This window comes from uncultured Nitrosomonas sp. (genome assembly GCF_902826915.1).
GTDB lineage: Bacteria > Pseudomonadota > Gammaproteobacteria > Burkholderiales > Nitrosomonadaceae > Nitrosomonas.
Genome location: NZ_CADEGP010000026.1, coordinates 1 through 22192 on the forward strand (window position 1 = coordinate 1; position 22192 = coordinate 22192).

The 22192-nt window shown below is 41.5% G+C and carries 25 protein-coding genes and 1 pseudogene; 13 read left to right on the top strand and 13 right to left on the bottom strand.

The window, feature by feature from the left end:
- Nucleotides 1-196 precede the first annotated feature (196 nt).
- The 7 genes from QZV86_RS06315 (at nt 197) to QZV86_RS06345 (ending at nt 3522) form a co-directional block, all read left to right on the top strand.
- A complete protein-coding gene (locus tag QZV86_RS06315) occupies nt 197-421 on the top strand; it encodes a hypothetical protein (RefSeq protein WP_295625129.1) in 225 nt (74 codons plus the stop codon).
- Between the two features lie 80 nt (nt 422-501).
- Entirely contained in the window at nt 502-921 is a 420-nt protein-coding gene (locus QZV86_RS06320; protein WP_295625131.1) for a hypothetical protein, read from the top strand.
- A complete protein-coding gene (locus QZV86_RS06325) occupies nt 918-1112 on the top strand; it encodes a MerR family transcriptional regulator (RefSeq protein WP_295625133.1) in 195 nt (64 codons plus the stop codon). Before QZV86_RS06320 ends, QZV86_RS06325 begins: the two co-directional genes overlap by 4 nt.
- A complete protein-coding gene (locus tag QZV86_RS06330) occupies nt 1088-2173 on the top strand; it encodes a site-specific integrase (RefSeq protein WP_295625135.1) in 1086 nt (361 codons plus the stop codon). The genes QZV86_RS06325 and QZV86_RS06330 overlap by 25 nt, the downstream gene beginning before the upstream one ends.
- Before the next feature lie 36 nt (nt 2174-2209).
- A complete protein-coding gene (locus tag QZV86_RS06335; RefSeq protein ID WP_295625137.1) occupies nt 2210-2512 on the top strand; it encodes a type II toxin-antitoxin system HigB family toxin in 303 nt (100 codons plus the stop codon).
- Nucleotides 2513-2530: 18 nt separating this feature from the next.
- Nucleotides 2531-2905: a transcriptional regulator gene (locus QZV86_RS06340; protein ID WP_295625139.1), complete on the top strand. Its 375-nt coding sequence runs from the start codon at nt 2531-2533 to the stop codon at nt 2903-2905.
- Nucleotides 2906-3006: 101 nt separating this feature from the next.
- Complete coding sequence (locus QZV86_RS06345; RefSeq protein ID WP_295625144.1) at nt 3007-3522, top strand: hypothetical protein; 516 nt, start codon at nt 3007-3009, stop codon at nt 3520-3522.
- Nucleotides 3523-3603: 81 nt separating this feature from the next.
- On the opposite strand, the pseudogene QZV86_RS06350 reads toward QZV86_RS06345, so the two are convergent.
- Nucleotides 3604-3789, bottom strand: a pseudogene (locus tag QZV86_RS06350) (IS21 family transposase); the annotation flags it as partial.
- Nucleotides 3790-3924: 135 nt separating this feature from the next.
- Here QZV86_RS06350 and QZV86_RS06355 point away from each other — a divergent pair.
- The 4 genes from QZV86_RS06355 to QZV86_RS06370 all read left to right on the top strand — a co-directional run bounded on the left by QZV86_RS06355 (nt 3925) and on the right by QZV86_RS06370 (nt 6944).
- The gene (locus tag QZV86_RS06355) at nt 3925-4056 is read left to right on the top strand and encodes a hypothetical protein (RefSeq protein WP_295625146.1); all 132 of its coding nucleotides are present in this window, start codon (nt 3925-3927) and stop codon (nt 4054-4056) included.
- Between the two features lie 264 nt (nt 4057-4320).
- Nucleotides 4321-5181 carry a flagellar motor stator protein MotA gene (gene motA / locus QZV86_RS06360; protein ID WP_295625148.1) on the top strand — a complete coding sequence of 287 codons (861 nt, stop codon included), beginning with the start codon at nt 4321-4323 and terminating at the stop codon, nt 5179-5181.
- 48 nt (nt 5182-5229) lie between these two features.
- Nucleotides 5230-6168: a flagellar motor protein MotB gene (motB, locus tag QZV86_RS06365; protein WP_295625150.1), complete on the top strand. Its 939-nt coding sequence runs from the start codon at nt 5230-5232 to the stop codon at nt 6166-6168.
- A 23-nt stretch (nt 6169-6191) separates the two neighbouring features.
- Nucleotides 6192-6944: a hypothetical protein gene (locus QZV86_RS06370; protein WP_295625151.1), complete on the top strand. Its 753-nt coding sequence runs from the start codon at nt 6192-6194 to the stop codon at nt 6942-6944.
- An 18-nt stretch (nt 6945-6962) separates the two neighbouring features.
- Here the strand turns inward: QZV86_RS06370 and cysS are convergent, their stop codons facing one another.
- Complete coding sequence (cysS, locus tag QZV86_RS06375) at nt 6963-8345, bottom strand: cysteine--tRNA ligase (RefSeq protein ID WP_295625153.1); 1383 nt, start codon at nt 8343-8345, stop codon at nt 6963-6965.
- A gap of 141 nt (nt 8346-8486) precedes the next feature.
- Here cysS and QZV86_RS06380 point away from each other — a divergent pair, with 141 nt between their 5' ends.
- Both QZV86_RS06380 and QZV86_RS06385 read left to right on the top strand, forming a co-directional pair.
- The gene (locus QZV86_RS06380; RefSeq protein WP_295625155.1) at nt 8487-9068 is read left to right on the top strand and encodes a peptidylprolyl isomerase; all 582 of its coding nucleotides are present in this window, start codon (nt 8487-8489) and stop codon (nt 9066-9068) included.
- A gap of 30 nt (nt 9069-9098) precedes the next feature.
- Entirely contained in the window at nt 9099-9590 is a 492-nt protein-coding gene (locus QZV86_RS06385) for a peptidylprolyl isomerase (RefSeq protein ID WP_295625157.1), read from the top strand.
- 51 nt (nt 9591-9641) lie between these two features.
- On the opposite strand, the gene QZV86_RS06390 is transcribed toward QZV86_RS06385, so the two are convergent.
- The 11 genes from QZV86_RS06390 to QZV86_RS06440 form a co-directional block, all read right to left on the bottom strand.
- Entirely contained in the window at nt 9642-10820 is a 1179-nt protein-coding gene (locus QZV86_RS06390) for an O-succinylhomoserine sulfhydrylase (RefSeq protein ID WP_295625159.1), read from the bottom strand.
- Nucleotides 10821-10927: 107 nt separating this feature from the next.
- Nucleotides 10928-12448 (bottom strand): amidophosphoribosyltransferase, encoded by a 1521-nt coding sequence (purF, locus tag QZV86_RS06395; RefSeq protein WP_295625161.1) that lies wholly within the window; start codon nt 12446-12448, stop codon nt 10928-10930.
- Nucleotides 12449-12554: 106 nt separating this feature from the next.
- Complete coding sequence (locus QZV86_RS06400) at nt 12555-13061, bottom strand: CvpA family protein (RefSeq protein WP_295625163.1); 507 nt, start codon at nt 13059-13061, stop codon at nt 12555-12557.
- A gap of 54 nt (nt 13062-13115) precedes the next feature.
- Nucleotides 13116-13817, bottom strand: a complete 702-nt coding sequence (locus QZV86_RS06405; protein WP_295625165.1) for an SPOR domain-containing protein — start codon at nt 13815-13817, stop codon at nt 13116-13118.
- A 15-nt stretch (nt 13818-13832) separates the two neighbouring features.
- On the bottom strand, nt 13833-15134 hold the full coding sequence (gene folC, locus QZV86_RS06410) for a bifunctional tetrahydrofolate synthase/dihydrofolate synthase (protein ID WP_295625167.1): 1302 nt from the start codon (nt 15132-15134) through the stop codon (nt 13833-13835).
- Nucleotides 15135-15155: 21 nt separating this feature from the next.
- Nucleotides 15156-16025 (bottom strand): acetyl-CoA carboxylase, carboxyltransferase subunit beta, encoded by an 870-nt coding sequence (accD, locus tag QZV86_RS06415; protein WP_295625169.1) that lies wholly within the window; start codon nt 16023-16025, stop codon nt 15156-15158.
- Nucleotides 16026-16061: 36 nt separating this feature from the next.
- Nucleotides 16062-16925, bottom strand: a complete 864-nt coding sequence (trpA, locus tag QZV86_RS06420; RefSeq protein WP_295625171.1) for a tryptophan synthase subunit alpha — start codon at nt 16923-16925, stop codon at nt 16062-16064.
- Nucleotides 16926-16987: 62 nt separating this feature from the next.
- Nucleotides 16988-18187 carry a tryptophan synthase subunit beta gene (trpB, locus tag QZV86_RS06425; RefSeq protein ID WP_295625173.1) on the bottom strand — a complete coding sequence of 400 codons (1200 nt, stop codon included), beginning with the start codon at nt 18185-18187 and terminating at the stop codon, nt 16988-16990.
- Nucleotides 18184-18801, bottom strand: a complete 618-nt coding sequence (locus tag QZV86_RS06430; RefSeq protein WP_295625175.1) for a phosphoribosylanthranilate isomerase — start codon at nt 18799-18801, stop codon at nt 18184-18186. Before QZV86_RS06430 ends, trpB begins: the two co-directional genes overlap by 4 nt.
- A 27-nt stretch (nt 18802-18828) precedes the next feature.
- The gene (truA, locus tag QZV86_RS06435) at nt 18829-19620 is read right to left on the bottom strand and encodes a tRNA pseudouridine(38-40) synthase TruA (RefSeq protein ID WP_295625177.1); all 792 of its coding nucleotides are present in this window, start codon (nt 19618-19620) and stop codon (nt 18829-18831) included.
- Nucleotides 19621-19670: 50 nt separating this feature from the next.
- Nucleotides 19671-22160, bottom strand: coding sequence for a FimV/HubP family polar landmark protein (locus QZV86_RS06440; protein WP_295625179.1), 2490 nt, complete (start codon nt 22158-22160; stop codon nt 19671-19673).
- Nucleotides 22161-22192: the final 32 nt, after the last annotated feature.

A 22192-nucleotide genomic window follows, 5' to 3' on the forward strand; every position in this document is an offset into this window, starting at 1 on the left:
CATGTTTGGATGCTTTTCAAAGTCGACAGCGAGGACGTGACATTAAGGAGCGAGGCGCAAGCCGAGCGCACGCAATGTCACGCCGGAGCTGTTTCCCTTGGACTTGTATCAATAACTGTACCAACCCCATTTCATCCTCAGAAGGTTAATCATAAAAACCCAACTCAACACTAAAAAAAGTAAAAATATAAATATTATGAATACATTTAATCTTGAAGAAGCGTTTTCCTTAATCTATCGACTCGCAGTTCTGAAACAGGATGCACCTGAACCCGGCAAAAAATACGGCATCACGCAAATCGGCCACATTTGCGGCGTGTTGACGCTTAACGATCAAATTGAGATTGTCATCAAGTTCCATGACGAGATGCGGCAATTCACGAAAGAGGAATTTCATAACCAAGTGACTGTTTTAGATTAACAGGACACATATACTATTTACTGTGAGAATAAATAGCGTACTATAAGAGTCACTATCTACTCTCATAGTTACTATTTATTATGGAAACCAATCAAAGAAAACTATTTGATCTAAACCTCAGCGAGGAACAAGAGCAAATTATTTTAAAGAATATCAAAGAATTCAGGGGTGTTGGCACGACACTTGAAAGCGCCTTAGGCGCATTGATCATGGGGCAATACTTTGGCTGGCGCGTTCTTAAAATACTTCACAATCCATTGACCTATCGCCGCTATGAAAAAATCCTAGGCCTTAATTTCCAGGAAGTCTGCCCGGAAACAACTGGGTACAGCGAAACTAAAAGCGTTGGTTATGCCATCACGCAAAAAATCGGCAGCTTTTGGGCTGTAGTGATGGGCAAGCGAAAAGTGGAGGATAAAGGCTTAATCGAGAATCAAGGGGAAGTCGAAAAACACGTCACCAAGCATATTACCGATAATGCTGAGGAGGAGAAAAAATGAACCACTCCGAACGATTACTGGTAACTGTCAAAAAATGTGCTGAACTGACCGGCTTAACTGAAAATGCCATTCGTCAGTACCTAAAAAAAGGACACTGGATTCTCGGAATTCACTGGTTCAAATCTGCAAATGGCAGAGTTTTCATAAGCATGAAGGCTGCAAATCAATGGATGCAAGGCAAAGAGGCATAACGATCCGCGGCAAAAGCGCCCAGATATCATTCACCTATCAAGGTGTACGCTGCCGCGAGTCAATACCTATACCGCCAACCAAAACCGCACAAAAGGAACTGGCGCTTAAGCTGCAATCCATCAAGTACGAAATCAAGACCGGTATTTTCGATTACAACCGGCATTTTCCGTACAGTAAGAAAGCCAAGGAATTCAGGAAAAACCGCCCTGATCTTTACACGATCAGAGAAGCCCTTAAAAGCTGGCTGCAACGCAACCAAGCAAAATTGCAATTAAGCACACTTCAAGACTACAACAGCGCCATCTATTACCATTTGATTCCAACCTTTGGCAACCTCACTATTTCCGAACTGACTGCCAGCAAGATTAAGGAATGGCTATCAGATCTCCCCTGCTCCAACAAACGCAAAAGCAATATTTTGACGCCACTTCGTCAAATGTATGAAGAAATGTACCTTGATGAAATTATCGACAAGAATCCACTTTCAAGAATTAAAAACCTCCCCAACCAAACCCGTGAACCTGAACCATTCACACAGGAAGAAATCAACAAAATTTTAAACGAACTGACGGGCCAGGAAAAAAACTTAATTCAGTTTGCATTTTATTCCGGTCTCAGAACTTCCGAACTTATCGCCTTACGATGGCAAGATGTTGAGTTTGAGCAAAACCGAATATTTATCAAACAAGCTCATGTACGCGGTCAACTAAAAGATACCAAAACAAAATCCGGAAAACGGGAAGTCACGCTTCAACCTCAAGCCAAGGAAGCCTTGTTCAATCAGCAAGTATTTACAAATAAGCAGAACGAAACCGTTTTCCACGACCCACACACCAATCAACCGTGGAGAAACGATCAACCGATCCGCAAAAATGTTTGGATTCCGGCACTGAAAAAAGCAAGCATCAAATACCGCAACCCTTACCAGACTCGCCACACCTTCGCATCCACACTGCTTTCTATAGGAAAAAATCCGCTTTGGGTTGCCCAGCAAATGGGTCATAAAGATTGGGGAATGATCATCAAAGTTTATGGCCGATGGATTCCACAATCAAAATAGTTGCAAAAGTCCCATAATGGGACTACCATTTCAAGTATGAGGATTATTGCTCTGTCGACGTTGAAAGCATTTTGGGGAAATGATCCATCTCACACCGAGGCTATTCAACCGGCGCTTGCTTGGTACCGGCATGCATTAAAAGCAAACTGGACAACACCGGCAGAAGTAAAAACGGATTTTAAAAGTGCCAGTATCCTCAAAAACGGCAGAGTCGTATTTAATATTGCCGGAAATAAATACCGGCTTGTGGTATGGATTAATTATGCTTATAGCATCGTTTATATCCGCTTCATTGGCACTCATGCGCAATATGACCGAATCGATGCACAAACGATTTAATACTGGAAACAACCTGACATGAATATCAAACCCATCAAAACTGATGCCGATTACCGCGAAGCACTCAAGGAAGTAGAATCACTGATGACAGCTGAGTCCAACACGCCGCAAGGCGAGAAACTGGATATTCTGGTAACACTGATCGAAGCCTATGAGCGCAAACATTTTCCGCTTGACCTGCCCGACCCTATAGAAGCCATTAAATTTGAAATGGAACAAAAAGGTTTAACAGTCAAAGACCTTGAGCCGATGATTGGAAAAAGTAATCGCGTCTATGAAGTCCTCAATCGCAAACGCGCACTAACACTAAGAATGATCCAAAAACTGCACCAGGAATTAGGAATACCCGCTGAATCTTTGATTAATCAACCTGTTGAAACACTGTTGGTATAAATATAAAATTTGACTTTTAACATTATGTGCGATTGCAAGATACAATCCTACTGTGTGGCGGCCAACAAAAGAAAATTTTTACAATCGACCTATTGAAGTTAATGATGACTAATCTAGAGCTAATTCTGTCAGGGGCTACACTAATATTAACAATTTTACTCGGCCTTCTAATCTCCATTTATCTACCATCATATACGAAGGAAAAAGCAAAAAATCTTGCGACAAAGGAAGATATTGTAGAGATCACTAATAAGGTAGAGAATGTGCGAGCCGAATTCGCAAAAGAGTCTCAATTATTAGAGAAGCGACGCGAGGTTTATGAAAGAATATCAGATTCATTGCGTATTTTTATCGACGGCCATCATAATTCTTCTCAACAGCAAAATGCTTTCCATTCCGCTTATTCTGCATGCTGGCTTTGGGCACCCGATGAAGTTTTAATAAATCTAAATGAATTCATAAAGATGCAACAAGAAAATGCTGCAAATAATTTTAAAGCACACAACCAAGAAAAAATGAAGCAGGTATACTGTGAAATAATTCTGAGTATGAGGAGAGATGTAGGTTTCTCAGAAACGACAATGGACAAAGAAAGATATGCGTTTGTAAGATTCTAAAAAGTAACAATGTATGAGAATGACACAAAAATAGCAGAGGTTAATAATAAATGATTGATATACCTGATATAAACCAAGGTTCGATTCCCGCCGCCTCTTCTCAGCGACACCTTTCTCCCAGCCGGAAGCAACATTACAAAAATCAGGATCGAACAGGTAATGCGCCGTCATCGCAAAAAAGCGCGTATTGACCACAAGCCCATTGCCTTTGGATACCTTGTCCACGGCTGTCTTCATATTGTCGTAAATGCCATGTTTCGGCACACCGTCAAAATAATCGACAAATGTTCACGGTAGAACATCTGCCGTATCTTTGCATACATAACCATAGTAATCACCTCTTAAATTCTCCTGCCCAAAATTTAGGCAGGATACGTAAGTTACCTGGTCAATTTTCGATCGGTGTCAACACTCACACCGCGCTTGACGACATATGGGCACATCATTGAGCGTGGCACACATCAGCAGTTACTGGCAATGAGCGATAAATATGCGTGTATGTGGGAATTACAACGACAACAAGAAATTGATTAAAACTCACAGTTAAATTTAACTTCTAGTTGACCACCCCAACAACCACTCCTGATAAATCAATATACATCAATCACTTGCAGATTAAATTTCAATAAACTGCGTATCACTCATTTTCTCGTTACCACTGTAAATCAATAAAAAACCGGAAAATACAGGGAAAACCAACCTTTTCTTCAAGAATGATTAAGGTAGCAATGTGCTAACTTCTCACTTCAGAATTTGCCATCAAAAAATTGCGCCATTACATTCTAGGGAGTCATCGCAATGCTCGTATCCGTTGGTTATATCATTATTATTATTTCTGTATTTGGCGGTTTTGCGTTAGCAGGAGGTCACTTAGCTTCTTTATGGCAACCTGTGGAAGTTCTTATGATCGGCGGTGGCGCCGTTGGTGCATTTGTAGTCGGCAATTCCAATAAAGCGCTTAAAGCCACTATGAAGGCTTTACCGACAGTTTTTAAAGGGTCTAAATATACCAAAGCACTTTACATGGATCTGATGACATTACTCTATGAAATACTCGGAAAAATCAGAAAAGAAGGATTGATGTCCATTGAGGGAGATGTAGATGATCCGTCGAATAGTCCGATTTTTACCAAATATCCGGATATCTTGTCTGATCATCATATCACTGAATTTATTACCGATTATTTACGGTTAATGGTCGGCGGCAATCTTAACTCTCTGGAAATCGAGAGTCTCATGGATAGCGAATTGGAAACGCATCACCAAGAAGGGGAGGTACCTGTTCATTGTGTCGCAAAACTGGGTGATGGGCTGCCAGCTTTTGGTATCGTGGCCGCAGTGATGGGCGTAGTACATACGATGGAATCCGTTCACCTCCCACCTGCGGAATTAGGCATTCTGATCGCTGCAGCTCTAGTGGGTACCTTCCTAGGAATTTTGCTGGCATACGGATTTGTCAGCCCACTGGCCGGTAAGCTGGAACATAATCTTCATGAATCCAGCAAAATGTTTGAGTGCATCAAAATTACATTATTAGCCAATTTAAACGGCTATTCACCGGTGCTTGCGGTTGAATTCGGGCGGAAAGTTTTATTTACCACCGAAAGACCCTCTTTCTTAGAATTGGAAGAGCATGTTAAGCAAAGTAAGTCTAAATAATAAATAATTTTCCCACCCTAACACCCAATTTAATTTGCGAGAATATATATGGCTGATGATCTCTCACAGCGCCCAATTGTTATCAAACGGATTAAAAAAGTGGCCGGCGGTCATCATGGTGGTGCCTGGAAAATTGCCTATGCAGATTTCGTGACTGCCATGATGGCTTTTTTTTTACTGATGTGGCTACTGGGATCGTCAGACCAGAGTCAATTAGAGGGCATCTCGGATTATTTTCAAACACCATTAAGAATTGCCTTTATGGGCGGTTCCAGCATTGGGGAGAGTAATAGTGTAATTAAAGGAGGCGGTACTGATCTCACACGTCAGCACGGCCAGGTAAAGAAAGGAGAAGTTGTTATAGATGACCCTGCCAATAAGCAAGCCGTAAAAATTATCAAGGAGCGGATTGAGTTAGAGAAACTCGAAGGGTTAAAAAAGAAAATCGAGGAAGCCATTGAAGCCAATCCCCAATTGCAAAGGTTTGCAAACCAACTGTTACTCGACATTACAACAGATGGATTGAGAATCCAGATCGTTGATGAGCAAAACCGGCCTATGTTTGCCCTTGGAAGAGCGGAATTACAACCCTATACCCGAACTATTCTGCGTGAAATTGGCAAGATGCTTAATGAAGTAACTAACAAAATTAGTCTTTCCGGGCATACGGATGCGAAACCTTTTCCGACCGGTGACAAAGGTTACAGTAATTGGGAACTTTCGGCTGACCGCGCCAATGCTTCACGACGAGAATTGATTGTAGGTGGCATGGATGCGAGCAAAATGCTGCAAGTTGTTGGATTGTCTTCGGCAGTATTATTCGATAAGAACGAACCACTTAACCCAATTAATCGCCGGATCAGCATCGTTGTTATGAATGAGAAAGCTGAAAAAGCAATCACTATGGATAATCCCTCCGTTGATATTGATATACAGGAAGAACCCACTAAAGAATTGCTGCAAAATCCAGGAGCAAGCGCTTTATAAACTTATAGTCATTATTATTCATCATGTTGAAATTTCGACACCCAGTTATCATCGCCCTGCTCACTCAGGTCATTACCTTAATAGGTGTTGGTTCCTTTATTGGGTTCCAATCGGTAATCGTTTTAAACATTTTCGCATGGGCTATGGTGCAAGGGTTGCTGGCTGGGTTTGTCAGCTATTACCTTAGAATGCCGAAGTGGTGGATTCCGATCCATTTGGCTTTTATGCCTCTAGCCATTGCTGTATTAGCCCTGAATATTTCATCAACTTGGTTTTTAGTGCTTTTTCTTTGCTTACTACTCACCTACGGTAAAACGTATAAAACCCAGGTGCCGTTGTATCTTTCAAGCAAAAATGTGAACCAGGCATTGGCAACATTATTACCCAAACAGGGTCAGTTTTCCTTTATTGATATTGGAAGCGGATGCGGGGGGTTAGTCAGCAATCTGGCAAATACTCATAAGAACGGTTTGTTTTATGGCATCGAATATGCGCCCTTACCTTTTTTGATCAGTAAATTAAGAAGCATGTTTTCTACTTCAACCAGCAAAATAGTATGGGGCGATTTCTGGAAACATGACTTCTCAAGCTATGATATTGTTTATGCTTACTTATCTCCGGTTCCGATGGCTTCACTCTGGCAGAAGGTGAATCAAGAAATGCGCCCGGGTAGTTTTCTAATCAGCAATACTTTTATTATTCCTGATATACCGCCTGATAAAAGTATCAAGCTTGATGACTTCTCAAATTCTACGTTATATCTCTGGAAAATATAACATCCAGATTGCAATAGCCTATGTACGACGCCAGGTAGTCCCTTGCGAGCTATCTTCAAGAATGATGCCTTGTTCTTGCAGCTGTTTCCGGATTACATCAGCATCGGAATAGCGCCCTTCTTTCCGTGCGCTTATACGTTCCTGAATCAATTGCTCGATTTCATCGTGGATTGAAGCGTTTAATTCACTGTTAGCTACCTTATTTTGCAAATATTCCTGGGGTTTTTGCTGCAAAATCCCTAGTAAGCTACCCAGCGCCTTAAGTAACCCAGCGTGTTCTTTTGATCCTGTTTTATTGATATCGCTGGCAAGATCAAACAATATCGCAATTGCATCCGGTGTATTAAAGTCATCATCCATTGCTTGTTTAAATTTTTGCGCATAAGCGTTATTCCAATCTATCGTTGCAACCTGAATGGACTCAACTTCTTTTAATGCAATATAGAGCCGATCGAGTGCCAGTTTTGTGTCTCTAAGATGTTGATCAGAATAATTGAGTGGGCTGCGATAGTGCGCACGTAAAATAAAAAAACGTACCACCTCAGGTTGATACAATTTTAATATCTCACGGACAGTAAAAAAATTACCTAGAGACTTTGACATTTTTTCATTGTCAACTCGAACAAATCCATTGTGCATCCAGTAATTAACGAATGGGTGATCGTGTGCTCCTTCACTTTGCGCAATCTCATTTTCATGATGCGGAAACTGTAGATCTTGCCCTCCCCCATGAATATCAAAATGCTCGCCAAGAAATTGCTCGCACATAGCTGAGCACTCGATGTGCCAGCCCGGTCGTCCTTGCCCCCACGGAGACTCCCAGAATGGTTCGCCAAGTTTTGCTGATTTCCACAATACAAAATCCAATGGATCTTTTTTGCTTGAATCAATATCAACACGCTCGCCTGCGCGTAGATCGCTCAGAGATTTACCGGAAAGCTTGCCATAACCAGGAAAGTTATGTACAGAATAATAAACATCACCATTATGAGCTTGGTAGGCGAGATTCTTTTCAACCAGTGTGCTAATCATCCGAATCATGCTTTCAATATGGTGTGTTGCACATGGTTCATGAGTCGGTGATGAAACGCCTAATGCTGTAGCATCTTCATTCATGGCTTGAATAAAACGCTGCGTTAGTGTTTCAATTGATTCATTACTTTCTTGCGCACGTTTAATGATTTTATCGTCGATATCGGTAATATTTCGTACGTAATTGACAGCAAAATCATTCGTTTCAAACCAACGAACAACCATATCAAATACAACCAGCACCCTCGCATGACCCAAATGACAGTAATCATAAACGGTCATCCCACACACATATAGTTTAACTTTCCCAGGCGTAATCGGAACAAAACCTTGTTTTTCACGAGCGATTGAGTTATATATTTTGAGCATAAAGCCAATGGATAAAATTGTGGAATTACTTGTCTTTTTGATAGAATCCAGAACCTTCTTGGATACAACCGGAATGGACGATGAGTATAACATAATGTAGATTTGAATCTCTGTTTACCACAAACGATGAGGACCCTGACTATGTATTTTCGCCAAATTTTGTTTTTCCTTTTTTTATTTTCATTTCCTCTGTATGCTAACGCAGAAAATATTAAGGTTGAAATGAAAACGAATGTTGGAAACATTGTCCTTGAGCTTTATCCTGACAAGGCGCCTAAAACCGTTGAGAATTTTCTGCAATATGTTGACGATGGTTTTTTCACAAATACGGTATTCCACCGAGTCATAAACGGCTTTATGATTCAAGGTGGCGGATTCGATACCGCGCTCAACCAAAAACCGACACGAGCGCCCATTCGAAATGAAGCTGCTAATGATTTGAAGAATGAGACCGGAACGATCGCAATGGCACGAACATCGGATCCTCATTCTGCATCAGCCCAATTTTTTATTAACGTTGCTGATAACAAATTTCTTAATTTTAAGGCACCTAATCAAAGTGGTTATGGTTATGCGGTGTTTGGGAAGGTAATTTCCGGCATGGATATTGTTAATAAAATTGCATCAATGCCAACTGGCTCAAAAGGCCCTTTTCCAAGTGACGTACCGAAAAGCAATGTTATTATAGAAGAGATTATTAAACTACCCGTTAATATTCAATAACAAGAATCACAAATTAACAAAGGATAAATAATGGTTAGATTACAAACCAATTTAGGTGAAATAACAATTGAACTGGATAGCGAAAAAGCGCCTGAAACTGTACAGAATTTTTTAGACTATGTAACCAGTGGATTCTATGACAATACACTATTTCATCGTGTTATCGATGATTTCATGATTCAAGGGGGTGGATTTGAACCTGGAATGAAACAAAAAAACCCGCGCACGCCTATTCAAAATGAAGCCGCAAACGGACTCAAAAATGATACTTATACCATAGCGATGGCGCGTACGTCTGATATACACTCTGCGACAGCGCAATTTTTTATCAATGTAGCCAATAATGGATTTTTGAATTATAAGGATCCATCATCGCACGGCTTTGGATACTGCGTGTTTGGTAAAGTGGTTGAGGGTCAGGATGTGGTCGATACGATAAAGAAAGTTAAAACTGGGAATCATGCTGGGCACCAGAATGTTCCCGTTGAGAATGTCATTATCCAAAAAGCTGAAGTCATTTAATTGCGCGTTGGGTTCAGTGATTTTGATTCATCGATCTGCTAAATTCATTAGCTATAGCGCTAAACCTCGAGCTAAATCGGTCTGAAGATCTAGCACTGATTCTAATCCCACTGCAATACGCAACAACCCATCGGATATCCCTGCAGCGTCTCGCGCTTCTTGACTGATTCGTGCATGGGTTGTCGTTGCAGGATGTGTCAGTGTACTTTTCGTATCACCTAAATTGGCAGTAATTGATATTAAACGCGTCGAATCAATAACGCGCCAAGCGGCTTCTTTACCCCCTCTAACTTCAAAGGTAACAATACCTCCGCCAGATCTTTGTTGTTGTTTTGCCAATTCATATTGCGGATGCGACATTAAACCCGGATAAAATATACGCGTCACATTGGGATGAGACTCAAGCCATTGGGCCAGTTGCAAGGCATTTCTCGAATGCGTTTCCACACGAATTTTAAGTGTTTCCAAACCTTTTAGGATAACCCACGCATTGAATGCACTTAGCGTCGGCCCGGCCGTACGTAAGAATCCATAGATACCGCCGTCCATTAGCACGTCGCGTTTACCTAAGACAGCACCTCCTAACACTCTTCCTTGCCCATCCAAATATTTGGTAGCAGAGTGAATCACAATATCTGCACCAAGCTCAAGCGGTTTTTGCAAAACAGGAGTACAGAAGCAGTTATCGACCACTAGCCAAATACCCGATTTCTTCGCAATCTCAGCTAAAGCAGTGATATCCGATACTTCTGTTAATGGATTGGAGGGCGTTTCCAAAAAGAATAGCTTGGTGTTTGCTTGTATAGCGGCTTGCCATGAATGTGCATCAGTCGCCGATACGAAAGTCGTTTCAATATTAAATTTCTTAAGTATGTTATTGAATAAATTGACTGTTGCACCAAATAAACTCCGTGATGCGACGATATGATCGCCGGCAGATAGCAACCCCATGACGCATGCAAGTATGGCTGACATGCCGGAAGATGTTGCAATACATGTCTCGGCACTTTCCAACACAGCAAGCCGTTCTTCAAATGCGGTTACGGTTGGATTAGTAAATCGGGAATATATATTACCCGGCTCATCCCCGGAGAAACGGGCAGCAGCTTGCGCGGCACTATCAAATACAAAGCTTGAAGTTAAATACATCGCTTCAGAATGCTCATTAAACTGGCTACGATGAATACCAGTATGCAGTGCAAGTGTTTCTGGCTGTAAATGATCGGACATATAATTGGAACCTCAAGCAATAATTATATTTTTCAAAATTTATAGCGATTCAACGCTGATGGGATTTGGATCAATCGGTTAGATAACTCGATTTTTTTCTCAAGAAACTATTCAGAAAAAACCAAACTCAAGTCCAATTGAGTCTTGTATCTAGTGTGATGTGATAGTTGACTGGAGTTTCTTTGAAATTCGAGGGAATTTAAATAATCTGGCGTTATATCACCCGTAATATAGACTCCATCAAAACACGAAGTCTCAAATTTTTTGACAGTAGGTGAGACTACTGAAACGGCATGATTGAGCGCATCCAGTTCCTGGAAAATCAGATAGTCAGCACCAATTTCAGTACAAATCTCGTCTGTATCACGATCCGTTGCGATTAATTCTTGGCGCGTTGGCATATCGATACCATACACATTGGGATGTCTTACCGGAGGTGCTGCTGAAGCAAAATATATCTTGTTTGCGCCAGCTTCGCGGGCCATCTGTACAATCTCACGACTTGTAGTTCCACGTACAATGGAATCATCGACCAATAAAACATTTTTACCACGAAACTCTATACCCATTGCATTTAATTTTTGCCGCACCGATTTACGTCGTTGTTGTTGTCCTGGCATAATAAAAGTCCGGCCAACATACCGATTTTTAACAAAGCCTTCACGAAAATTAACCCCCAGGCAATTAGCTAACTGTAGAGCACAAGGACGACCTGAATCTGGTATTGGAATAACCACGTCAATATTTAAGTGAGACATTGATCTTTTAATCTTTTCAGCCAAATACTCTCCCATATTTAACCTTGTTTCATAAACAGATATGCCATCAATTACAGAATCAGGCCTGGCTAAATATACATACTCAAAAATACAAGGGTTTAGTGAAGCATTGTTAGCACACTGTTTATTATAAAAGTTACCATCTTCGTCAATAAAAATAGCCTCTCCAGGCTCTATATCACGTATCAGCTTAAATCCGAGGGTATCCAAAGCAACACTCTCGGAAGCAACTAGATATTCATCACCCATTTCATTTGCTGCCGTTCCAAATACCAAAGGACGTATTCCGCAAGGATCACGAAAAGCAAGTAACCCATACCCGGCAATCATAGCCACGACCGCATACGCGCCTTTACAACGTTTATGTACGCCAGCTACTGCAGCAAAGATGGCTGTGGGATCAAGTTGACAATTGCGCGTGCTTTCCTGTAATTCGTGTGCAAGAACATTCAGAAGCACTTCCGAATCGGAATTAGTATTGACATGTCGTAGATCGGCTCTAAACAACTCCTGATTAAGCTGATCAGCATTTGTCAGATTCCCGTTATGACTCAGCACAATACCAAACGGTGAATTCACATAAAAAGGTTGAGCCTCAGCTGGAGAGCGTGCAGACCCTACAGTAGGATAACGCGCATGGCCGATGCCCATATTCCCAGTTAGTGCTCTCATGTTTCTGGTGCGAAACACATCCCTTACCAAACCAAGCCCTTTATGCATGTGAAAAGTATTGCCCTGCGCTGTTACAATACCGCTCGCATCTTGTCCACGATGCTGCAGCATCAACAGGCCATCATAAAGTAATTGATTAGCTGGTGATTTTGCAACAATGCCGAGAATTCCGCACATAGAAACACTCCGTAAATTTTGCTTTAATCGGCTTAAAAATAGAAATAAATTTGCTTAATGAAACAATCATTTGAAGCATCGAAAACTTTACTGATGCAGGATCATTTTAAGAACTTTCCTGTCTTTCATAGCTGATATGCTTTGATACGTCATTGGGCAGCCAGGGCAATATTTGTAATGCTATTGCTTCCAATGGTTTACTCAAAACAGCCTGCTGCCAAAAAACTTGGTTAGGTATCGTCGTTAATCCGGCGATCAGAACCAAAAGCATAACAATAATTAAAGCACGCAAAAAGCCAAATAGTGAACCCAGAAATCGGTCAATAAACCCTAACCCAATACCTTTAATAAAAGCGGCCAATAACATGGTTATCAATGCCGTAACTAGCAAAACAGCCAGGAAAGTCAAAACAAATGTAATGAAAAACCTTAACGTTTCTCCAGTTATTTCAACTGGTAAAAATTGCTCAAAGAAGGATGTGTACGCACCCGCTACTATAAACGCAACCACCCAGCCCGCAATAGCTAATGATTCTCGAACAAATCCACGAAAAACACTTAAAACTATAGATACAAGAAAAATACTGAGAACAACATAGTCAAAAACAGTCATTGATCAAAATTAATAAAATTTTCCTGAATCATCTTGTTTGATTGGACTACCGTGCTACCTGGGAATTATCACTCCGTCCAATCCAATATTTTTTAATTTTCTTAATTCATTGTCAGCTGCGCCTCGCGTCATAAAAGGCCCAACCCGCACACGCGTTACTTCATTAGTACCAACTCTAAGTGTTTCGGTATACGCATTAAAACCACTTAACTCTAAATTTGCATGTTGTTGCTTAGCTTTTGATTGATCTGAAAATGCTCCTAGCTGTATAACAAATCCTTTTGCTACATCGGATGAGGTTTGGGGAGTTTTGGTCGTTCCAGTCGCGCTAATCGCTGCAGTAGGTGCATTTGTAGCGGTATGTGTAGAATTTGCTGCACTTAATATTTCAGTAGATCGCCTATCAAACTTTGGTTTAATACCGGGAATCGGAATACCATTTTGTTTATACGTATACGCTTCAATGATCTCCTCTATATTTTGATCATAAATTTCAGGTTCATTCTGTGATTCAGTAGCTGCATTCATTTCACTGAAAGGTACTGGAGTCATTTGTTCTGCACTCGAAACAATCGTACTTTTATCAATTCCTGGTAAATTAATAGCAATTTCATGTGTTTCATCATCTGTTTTAGGTTCATCGAATATGGCTGGCAAAACAATGATGGAAACAAGAACCAGAATTATCGCACCGACCAAACGTCTCCTAGCACGTTTACGAAGTAATAATTCTTCTTCAGTGATATTTTTACTCATAAGCAAACCCAATGATTACTTGCTTCGATGTGTGTTTAAGTATTGCAACACGTCACTCACCGTATAGAAAGATCCAAATACGCAGATTCTATCATTTTTACTTGCTTGTTCACAGGCAAAAACAAAAGCAGAACCAGTGTCGGAAAATTTGCGAATATGATCATCATCGGAGACTTCGGCTTTATGGATTTCATTAATCAAATAATCCGCAGTCGCAGCACGGGAAGAATCAACAGAAGATACGAGCCAATAATCAATATCATTCTTTAATGCTTGAATAACGCCACAGATATCCTTATCTTGTAACATAGCTACAACTGCATAGGTTTGTCCAGTAGACCTTGTTGCACGTAGGTTTTGTGACAGCACCATCGCGGCACTGGGATTATGCGCGACATCCAGAATAATCAGCGGCTGTGTTGAAATCACCTGAAATCGTCCTGGAATAATCGCTTCCATTAAACCCTGACGTACATTATTCATACTGACGGGCAGCACTTCTCTCAGCGTATCCAATGCAGCCAGACAGGTACTTGCATTTTGTAGCTGTTTTTCTCCTCTTAAAGCTGGAAGTGGAAGAGAATAGCGTCTACTCTCCGGACCCCAAAAATCCCAATGCATATCTTGTTTTGAAAAACCGAATTGTTCATTAATCTGATATAAGATTGCGTCGTTCTTTTCAGCTTGCTGGATGACTGATTGTGGTATATCAATTTCCGCACAAATTGCCGGTTTGTTTTTTCTAAAAATAGCGGCTTTTTCAAAACCTATTTTTTCTCGCGTATCGCCAAGATATTCGACATGATCAAGATCGATACTGGTTAGAATTGAACAATCAGCATCAAAGATATTAACTGCGTCAAGGCGCCCTCCTAAGCCAACTTCCAGAACCGCTGCATTGACACCTGCCTGGACAAAACAATACATCGCAGCCAATGTGCCAAATTCAAAATAAGTTAATGAAATGCCTCGAACACTACAAGCTGAATATATTTGCGTAAAGGCGTTGCAAAGACTCTTATCATCAATGTCTTTTTTACCGATGCGGATCCGTTCATTATAGTGCAACAAATGAGGAGAAGTGTAACAACCTACTGCATAGCCCGCACAATGCAATATGGATTCAAGCATTGCACAGACAGATCCTTTACCGTTGGTTCCACCAACAATGATGATAGGGAACTGAGGCTGCAACGCAAGCTCTACTCGAATGCGATTGACTCGCTCCAGTCCTAGTTCAATCGTTTGAGGATGAAACACCTCGAGATAACTTAACCAATCTGCAACTGAAACAGGAAGCTTATCTGGCACATTCATCGCCCTTGATCAATCCAGAATTTAAGCTATCGGCATAGAAACACGCATCAATTGTGTACAAATGTTGACAATTTTGTCACGCATTTGCCTTCGATCGATAATCATATCAATCGCACCATGTTGCAATAAGAATTCAGCGCGCTGAAAACCTTCTGGCAGTGTCTGGCGTACAGTTTGTTCGATTACTCGTGGACCAGCAAAGCCGATAAGTGCTCCTGGTTCCGCAATTACAACATCTCCAATAAAAGCAAAGCTTGCAGATACACCACCCATGGTAGGGTCTGTCAAAACAGAAATATAGGGGAGTTTATTACGACTCAGCCGCGTTAATGCGGCTGTGGTTTTAGCCATTTGCATTAGAGAAAATAAACCTTCTTGCATACGTGCCCCTCCACTCGCACTGAAGCAAATAAACGGAACATGGTTATCAATACAAGTTTTCACACCACGAACAAATCGTTCGCCCACCACAGAGCCCATCGACCCGCCCATAAAACCAAACTCAAACACAGCAACAACAACAGGTATCGTTTTAATAGTCCCTTGCATGACCACTAAAGAGTCATCTTCGTCAGTATTTTCCTTGGCCTGCGCCAGGCGATCAGCATAACGTTTACTATCCTTGAATTTCAATGCATCAGTCGCAACCACTTCGACACCAATCTCAAATCGACCTTCGGGATCCAACAATTGATCAATGCGGTCTCTGGCAGAAATGCGGTTATGAAAATCACATTTTGGGCAAACGCTTAGATTTCTGGCTAGATCGGTGTAATATAAGACCGCTTCGCAAGTGACGCATTTACTCCACAAGCCTTCTGGCACTATTTTCTTTTCGCCGGCTTCTTTGCGTTTAATTTTAGGTGGAATTATATTCTGAAACCAACTCATGAAAACTGTTCCCTAGAATGTATTGTTAGCATTACTCTAATTCTTATCAATAGCATCACGTAATGCTTTTATCAGACTTCCGACATTATTTAATAAGTCTGACTCAGAAGACTTCTCTATTTCCTCGATTATCCTGCTACCTACAACCACAGCATCTGATAGTTCTGCTACCGCCTTAGCTGTTACGCCATCGCGTATGCCAAATCCAACACCGATCGGCAGCGAAATATACTGACGCAATTGCTTCAGCTTAGCACTGACATCTTGCAAATCCAGGTGCGATGCACCGGTAACTCCTTTAAGAGAAACATAATAAATATAGCCTTTCGCCATCTTTGCCACTTGCTCAATGCGCTGCTGATGCGTAGTGGGGGATAATAGAAAGATTGCATCAATTTGATGCTGCTCCAAGCACTGCACCCATTCATTTGATTCTTCCGGGGGATAATCAACAATAAGAACACCATCAACACCGCAATCTCTCGCTTTGGCAGCAAATGACACATGACCCAAGGCTTCAACAGGGTTTGCATACCCCATCAAAACAATCGGCGTATTTGTATTTGTTTTTCTGAATTCAGCCACTAACTTCAATACATCATCTAGGCTGACATGATGTTTTAACGCACGTTCTGAGGATCTTTGGATGGTAGGCCCATCCGCCATGGGATCGGAAAAAGGAACACCCAGTTCAATAATATCAGCGCCTGACTGAACCAATTGGTGCATCAATTGAACGGTATATTTAGGATGAGGATCACCTGCCGTGATAAAGGGAATCAAGGCTTTCCGATTTTGTTCTTTTAATCCGGCAAATGTTTTAGCAATGCGATGGGTTCTTCTAGTATCACTTTGCTCGCTAAAAAAGCTGAGTAAATTTTTAATGCTATCTAGGCTCATCGGCTTAATCCGCTCTCAATTCTTATCAGAAATTCAACAAAACAACACTGATTATAAGTTTACTACAGTGTTAAACCGGACATTTGCGCAACTGTTGCCATATCCTTGTCACCACGGCCCGATAAATTAACCAGCAACAATTTGTCTTTAGGCAAGGTAGGCGCATATTTAGCCGCGTAAGCCAGCGCATGACTTGATTCCAGTGCCGGCATAATACCTTCGTATCGACACAGTGTGTGGAACGCTTCCAGCGCTTCATCGTCGGTAATCGCGACATATTCAGCACGTCCGCAATCTTTAAGCCAGGCATGCTCGGGACCTACACCAGGATAATCAAGGCCGGCAGAAATTGAGTGTGTTTCAACAATTTGACCATTTTCATCTTGAATCAGATAAGTGCGATTGCCATGCAGCACCCCAGGCCTGCCCATCGATAAAGTCGCCGCGTGTTGGTCGGTGTCAATCCCTTTCCCTGCAGCTTCAACACCTATCAGTTGAATATTGACATCATCAATATAGGGATAAAATAAACCAATGGCATTTGACCCTCCGCCAACGCATGCAATTAGCGCATCCGGTTGCCGCGTAAAATCCTCTTGCATTTGTATTTTAGCTTCATTCCCTATTACTGCCTGAAAATCCCTCACCATCATTGGATACGGATGAGGTCCGGCTACTGTACCAATAATATAAAAAGTATTCTCGACATTAGTAACCCAGTCACGCATCGCCTCATTTAATGCATCTTTCAATGTTCGCGACCCCGACTCGACCGGCACCACCGTTGCTCCCAGGAGCTTCATGCGATAAACATTGGTTGCCTGACGTTTAACATCTTCAGACCCCATATAAACGACACACTCCATGCCATAACGTGCTGCAACCGTGGCACTCGCCACACCATGCTGACCCGCACCGGTTTCGGCGATAACCCGTTTCTTTCCCATACGCCGGGCCAATAAAGCTTGTCCAATCGTGTTGTTTATTTTATGTGCGCCGGTATGATTCAGGTCCTCACGTTTTAACAGTATCTGTGCGCCCCCTAAATGTTCAGACCATCTTTTAGCATGGTAGATGGGACTAGGGCGTCCTACATAATGTTTTAATTCTTCAGCAAATTCTGACTGAAAATTCGCATCGTGACGATAAAATTCATATTGCTTTCGCAAATCCTCCAGCGCCGAAATTAATGTCTCAGCAACAAAAACACCTCCGTACGGTCCAAAGTGACCGTTTCCATTTGGAAGATCATAGGCACTCACAATTGTTTTACTCCTTGCATGAAAGCAAAAATCTTTTTTTCATCTTTAATTCCTTTCGAAGCTTCTACCCCACTCGAAACATCGACTGCCCATGGCTGAGTTCGTTGAATTGCCATAGACACATTGGCTGGATTTAAGCCACCAGATAGAATAAATGGCAGCGACAAATGTTTGGGTATGAGATCCCACTCAAACGCATGCCCAGTACCTCCTGGCATATCGGCCACATAAGTATCAAGCAATAAGCCTTTTGCGGTGCTATATCGCTCAGCATATTGTAGCAAATCTGTGTCTTGTTTGACTCTAATTGCTTTGATGTAAGGCTGGGAAAATTGATTACAAAACTCAGGTGTCTCATCACCATGAAATTGAAGCAGATTTAACTTAGCGACTCGTGCAGTTTCTTCAACCCAAGCAATGTCAGGATTGACATAAATACCTACCGTGCAAATGAAAGGAGGGATATTGGCGGAAATGAGGCGCGCAACATTTGGATCAATATAACGTGCGCTCTGAGGCCAGAAAACGAAACCAATCGCATCAGCGCCTAAGCGAATTGCTACCGCAGCATCTTCGCATCGAGTAATTCCACACACTTTTACGCGCACTGACATATTAAATAATAAGCTATGAATGCTTAATTATATAAGAACATTGGGGATAAGGGGCATTTCAGTTAACCCTGGCATACGCCAGCAAGAATCATATTTCACACCCGCTAAATATAAACCCGCAGCAGAAAAAGTGGGTGCGGCGTATGCGCGATTGCAACCTTCTAGCAATTCAAGCATCCATTCGGAAGAATATTTGCCTTTACCAACATAAACCAGACAACCAACGATATTTCTTACCATGTGCTGCAAGAATGCATTGGCACGCAAATCAAAAATGAACAAATTTCCATGACGAACAATCTTCAACTGTGTCATTGTGCGTATGGGGGATTTTGCTTGACACCCAGCTGCTCTAAACGAAGAAAAATCATGTTCCCCAATCAGGATATTAGCGGCGTGCTGCATTATGTCCAATCGCAGCGGTTGATGAAACCATCCGACCTTTTTATGATTAATTCCTGGACGCACAGGCTGATTCAGTAACAAATATAAATAACGCCGCTCAAGTGCACTATATCTCGCATGAAACTTGTCGGACGTTTCAGATGCCCACAAAACGGCAATATCGCCAGGCAAAAACGCATTCACACCGCGCACCCATGCAGTAATAGGACGTTGCGCGGAAGTATCAAAATGCACGACCTGATAGAGTGCGTGAACGCCCGTATCAGTTCTTCCAGCAGTGATTACTCGTATTTTTTCCTGAGCTATTTGAGATAAGGCAGTTTCCAGTGCATCCTGTATTGAACAATTTTCCGGTTGACTTTGCCATCCACAATAACGACTGCCGTCATATTCTAGAATCAAAATTATTCGCACAAATAGAAACTGCCTTTCCAAATAAGCTGCAACAAACTAGATAATAATCATTACATACCTTTTAACATTTTCTTCGCAGCTTTCTTTTGCTTTGCGTCACCGTCTCGGATGACTTCTTCAAGCATTTCTTTGGCGCCTTCCTTATCATCCATCTCTTGATATGCTTTTGCCAAATCTAATTTGGTCTCAACTTCTTGCCATGCTTCACTTTGAGTGCTTAAATCTTCCTTTTTAACTTTGTCATCGCTTGTGCCAGAATCTTCTAGATCCAAATTAATAGCGGCCAAATCAATCTCAGGAGCTATCGCTGACAAATTTGATTCTTTATCATTTTGTGCAATATCTGGAGATTGATCGAACTCCAGAGGATCATTATCGAGTGCAGACTTTCCTGAATCAGTGCTGCTATCATCACTGAATGCGGGAATCTCAATTTCATTTAGGTTTTGTTTATCTGTCAAATCAGTTTCTGAAGGAGAAAACTCAAAATCGTCCTTATTCTTTTCTGCAGTTTTATCACTTGAATTGACAGCAGCAGGCGGTTGTTCTGGTTCATCAAAGTCAATCTCTACCGCATAATCAGAAACATTCTCAGCTTCTTTTATTTGCTTGGCATCCTTTAATTCAGTTTTTCCTTTCGCTGCGATTTCATCAACTTCATCACTCAAATCAAAATCAATTTGATTTGCAAATCCGGAAGAATCTTTATCTTCAGTAGAATCAATCGATTGATTAAATTCTTCCGCAAAATCTTCTTTTAAGTTTCTATCAATAATCTGTGAATCTTCCGGAAATGTCTCAGCGCCAACCTGCGACACCGTAATCGACTCAGTTTCAGACTCAGATTGCAAAGCATGTTCGGCGCTATCTTCGTAAGGCAAATCAGGATCTCTATTAAATTCCTCTAACTCTTCGGCTCGAGAATAAGAGTCCGCACCTTGAAAAGATTGGTCATGATCCAAATTTCCAGATGACGATTGATCTTCCTCAGTAACAGACGCAGCTTTGGCAGCAGCCATTGAGGCTATTCGAGAACGCATTGCTGAAGAATAATCTTCTTCATTATTTTCTTCTATTTCTTCATCGTCGTGTGATTGATTTCTGCGTCTTTTAAGAATCAATAAAATAAGTAACAACAGCACAATTAAAGCAGCACCGATGTATTCGATATAATCATATGCCTGATCAATCAATGATTGACCAGCTTCTTCATCAGGTATCGCAGAAGGCGCATCATTGACTTCAGGTGCTTCTGTAGCTGGTTGAGTTATCGTTGTCTCCTCTTGCACAGACACAGAGTCCAAAGCTACGTTCTCGGCAACCGAAACCTCGTCTGCCGGAACTTGTGACTCTGGTTTACTAATTAATGTTGGAACTGATTCCGCCTTAATTTGTGCCTGCGCTAATACCGAATCCTTCAGCTCTAGCAATTGTTTCAAGTTCTCAACACTCTTTTCCAGCATAGCTACACGTTCATTCGCTTCCTTTAATGCAAGATTTCGCGCAATCGCATCCTCTTCCATCATACGAAGACGATCAACCAGTGTAGATTCAGCAATCTGACCATCTGTGTCAAGTAACTGTGCTCCGCTGGATAGTTTCAGAACCTCTTTGGGGGTATCGGGAGCAGATGTGGATTTCTTATCAGTGCTGGTTGTAATCTGACCTTGATCTGATTGACTGATTGTATGAGGTGCTGAGGATTCCTGGCTAATTGCTGCCAACCGCTCTCTGTAATTACGCCAATCTGCTATTTGTGTTTTTATTTCGGTTCTTGCGGCTGATGAATCAATTGCTGTTATTTCATTCATCTCAGGCACTTTCAAAATCACGCCTGTCCTAAGTAAATTCATGTTGTTAGCGATAAAAGCCTCGCGATTAGCACGATAAAGCGCTACCAGCATTTGATTAAGATCGACACCGGCGGGTAATACCTGACTCGCAATCGATGATAAGGTATCACCTCGATTAACTGGACCATAGGTCTTATTGGATCGACTGGATGTATCGGCAGTTGATTGAACCGAATTTGTAATTGGATTATCATTTTCGATGCGCGGTGATCTTTCTGCATCAAATCCTGATGCACCAACTATAGGTGGAGAGCTTGTATTGGCTGCCCCCAGATTTTGTGCTGGTGATTCAACAGGATCAAGTAGAACGGTATATTCCCGCAAAATGCGTCCTGAAGACCAATTTAACTCCATCAATAACATTAAAAATGGGTCATTAACCGCTTGCGGCGAAGTCAATTTAATATAAGAGTTACCATTTGCTCTCGTTTCGATTGAAACTTTGAAAGCTGACAAAACAGATTCATAGCTTATACCGGCTTGCGCGAATGCTTCGCGAGTAGCCACACTAGCATTTAGAGATGGTATTTCATCAGTATCGGTCGATACGATATCGATTTCAGCGCTAAAAGGTTGCCCCAGCGCAGAGTTAAGTGTCAATTTACCGAGTCCAGCTGCTTGAACAGCAACCCATGGCAACATCAGAATAATTGCAAACAAGCTTACTTTAAAAGATGTTTTATACACCGAAGTACCCTCTCTAGTTTTTTGGAAATAAA

Bases quoted from the DNA above. Each gene is read 5' to 3' on its own strand.
- trpA (WP_295625171.1), bottom strand. From the start codon at position 16,925: ATGAGCCTAGATAGCATTAAAAATTTACTCAGCTTTTTTAGCGAGCAA.
- QZV86_RS06370 (WP_295625151.1), top strand. From the start codon at position 6,192: ATGTTGAAATTTCGACACCCAGTTATCATCGCCCTGCTCACTCAGGTC.
- QZV86_RS06340 (WP_295625139.1), top strand. From the start codon at position 2,531: ATGAATATCAAACCCATCAAAACTGATGCCGATTACCGCGAAGCACTC.
- QZV86_RS06405 (WP_295625165.1), bottom strand. From the start codon at position 13,817: ATGAGTAAAAATATCACTGAAGAAGAATTATTACTTCGTAAACGTGCT.
- purF (WP_295625161.1), bottom strand. From the start codon at position 12,448: ATGTGCGGAATTCTCGGCATTGTTGCAAAATCACCAGCTAATCAATTA.
- QZV86_RS06315 (WP_295625129.1), top strand. From the start codon at position 197: ATGAATACATTTAATCTTGAAGAAGCGTTTTCCTTAATCTATCGACTC.
- QZV86_RS06320 (WP_295625131.1), top strand. From the start codon at position 502: ATGGAAACCAATCAAAGAAAACTATTTGATCTAAACCTCAGCGAGGAA.
- cysS (WP_295625153.1), bottom strand. From the start codon at position 8,345: ATGCTCAAAATATATAACTCAATCGCTCGTGAAAAACAAGGTTTTGTT.
- QZV86_RS06380 (WP_295625155.1), top strand. From the start codon at position 8,487: ATGTATTTTCGCCAAATTTTGTTTTTCCTTTTTTTATTTTCATTTCCT.
- QZV86_RS06325 (WP_295625133.1), top strand. From the start codon at position 918: ATGAACCACTCCGAACGATTACTGGTAACTGTCAAAAAATGTGCTGAA.
- QZV86_RS06330 (WP_295625135.1), top strand. From the start codon at position 1,088: ATGGATGCAAGGCAAAGAGGCATAACGATCCGCGGCAAAAGCGCCCAG.
- QZV86_RS06335 (WP_295625137.1), top strand. From the start codon at position 2,210: ATGAGGATTATTGCTCTGTCGACGTTGAAAGCATTTTGGGGAAATGAT.
- QZV86_RS06385 (WP_295625157.1), top strand. From the start codon at position 9,099: ATGGTTAGATTACAAACCAATTTAGGTGAAATAACAATTGAACTGGAT.
- motB (WP_295625150.1), top strand. From the start codon at position 5,230: ATGGCTGATGATCTCTCACAGCGCCCAATTGTTATCAAACGGATTAAA.
- QZV86_RS06345 (WP_295625144.1), top strand. From the start codon at position 3,007: ATGATGACTAATCTAGAGCTAATTCTGTCAGGGGCTACACTAATATTA.
- QZV86_RS06390 (WP_295625159.1), bottom strand. From the start codon at position 10,820: ATGTCCGATCATTTACAGCCAGAAACACTTGCACTGCATACTGGTATT.
- motA (WP_295625148.1), top strand. From the start codon at position 4,321: ATGCTCGTATCCGTTGGTTATATCATTATTATTATTTCTGTATTTGGC.
- QZV86_RS06430 (WP_295625175.1), bottom strand. From the start codon at position 18,801: ATGTCAGTGCGCGTAAAAGTGTGTGGAATTACTCGATGCGAAGATGCT.
- accD (WP_295625169.1), bottom strand. From the start codon at position 16,025: ATGAGTTGGTTTCAGAATATAATTCCACCTAAAATTAAACGCAAAGAA.
- QZV86_RS06400 (WP_295625163.1), bottom strand. From the start codon at position 13,061: ATGACTGTTTTTGACTATGTTGTTCTCAGTATTTTTCTTGTATCTATA.
- folC (WP_295625167.1), bottom strand. From the start codon at position 15,134: ATGAATGTGCCAGATAAGCTTCCTGTTTCAGTTGCAGATTGGTTAAGT.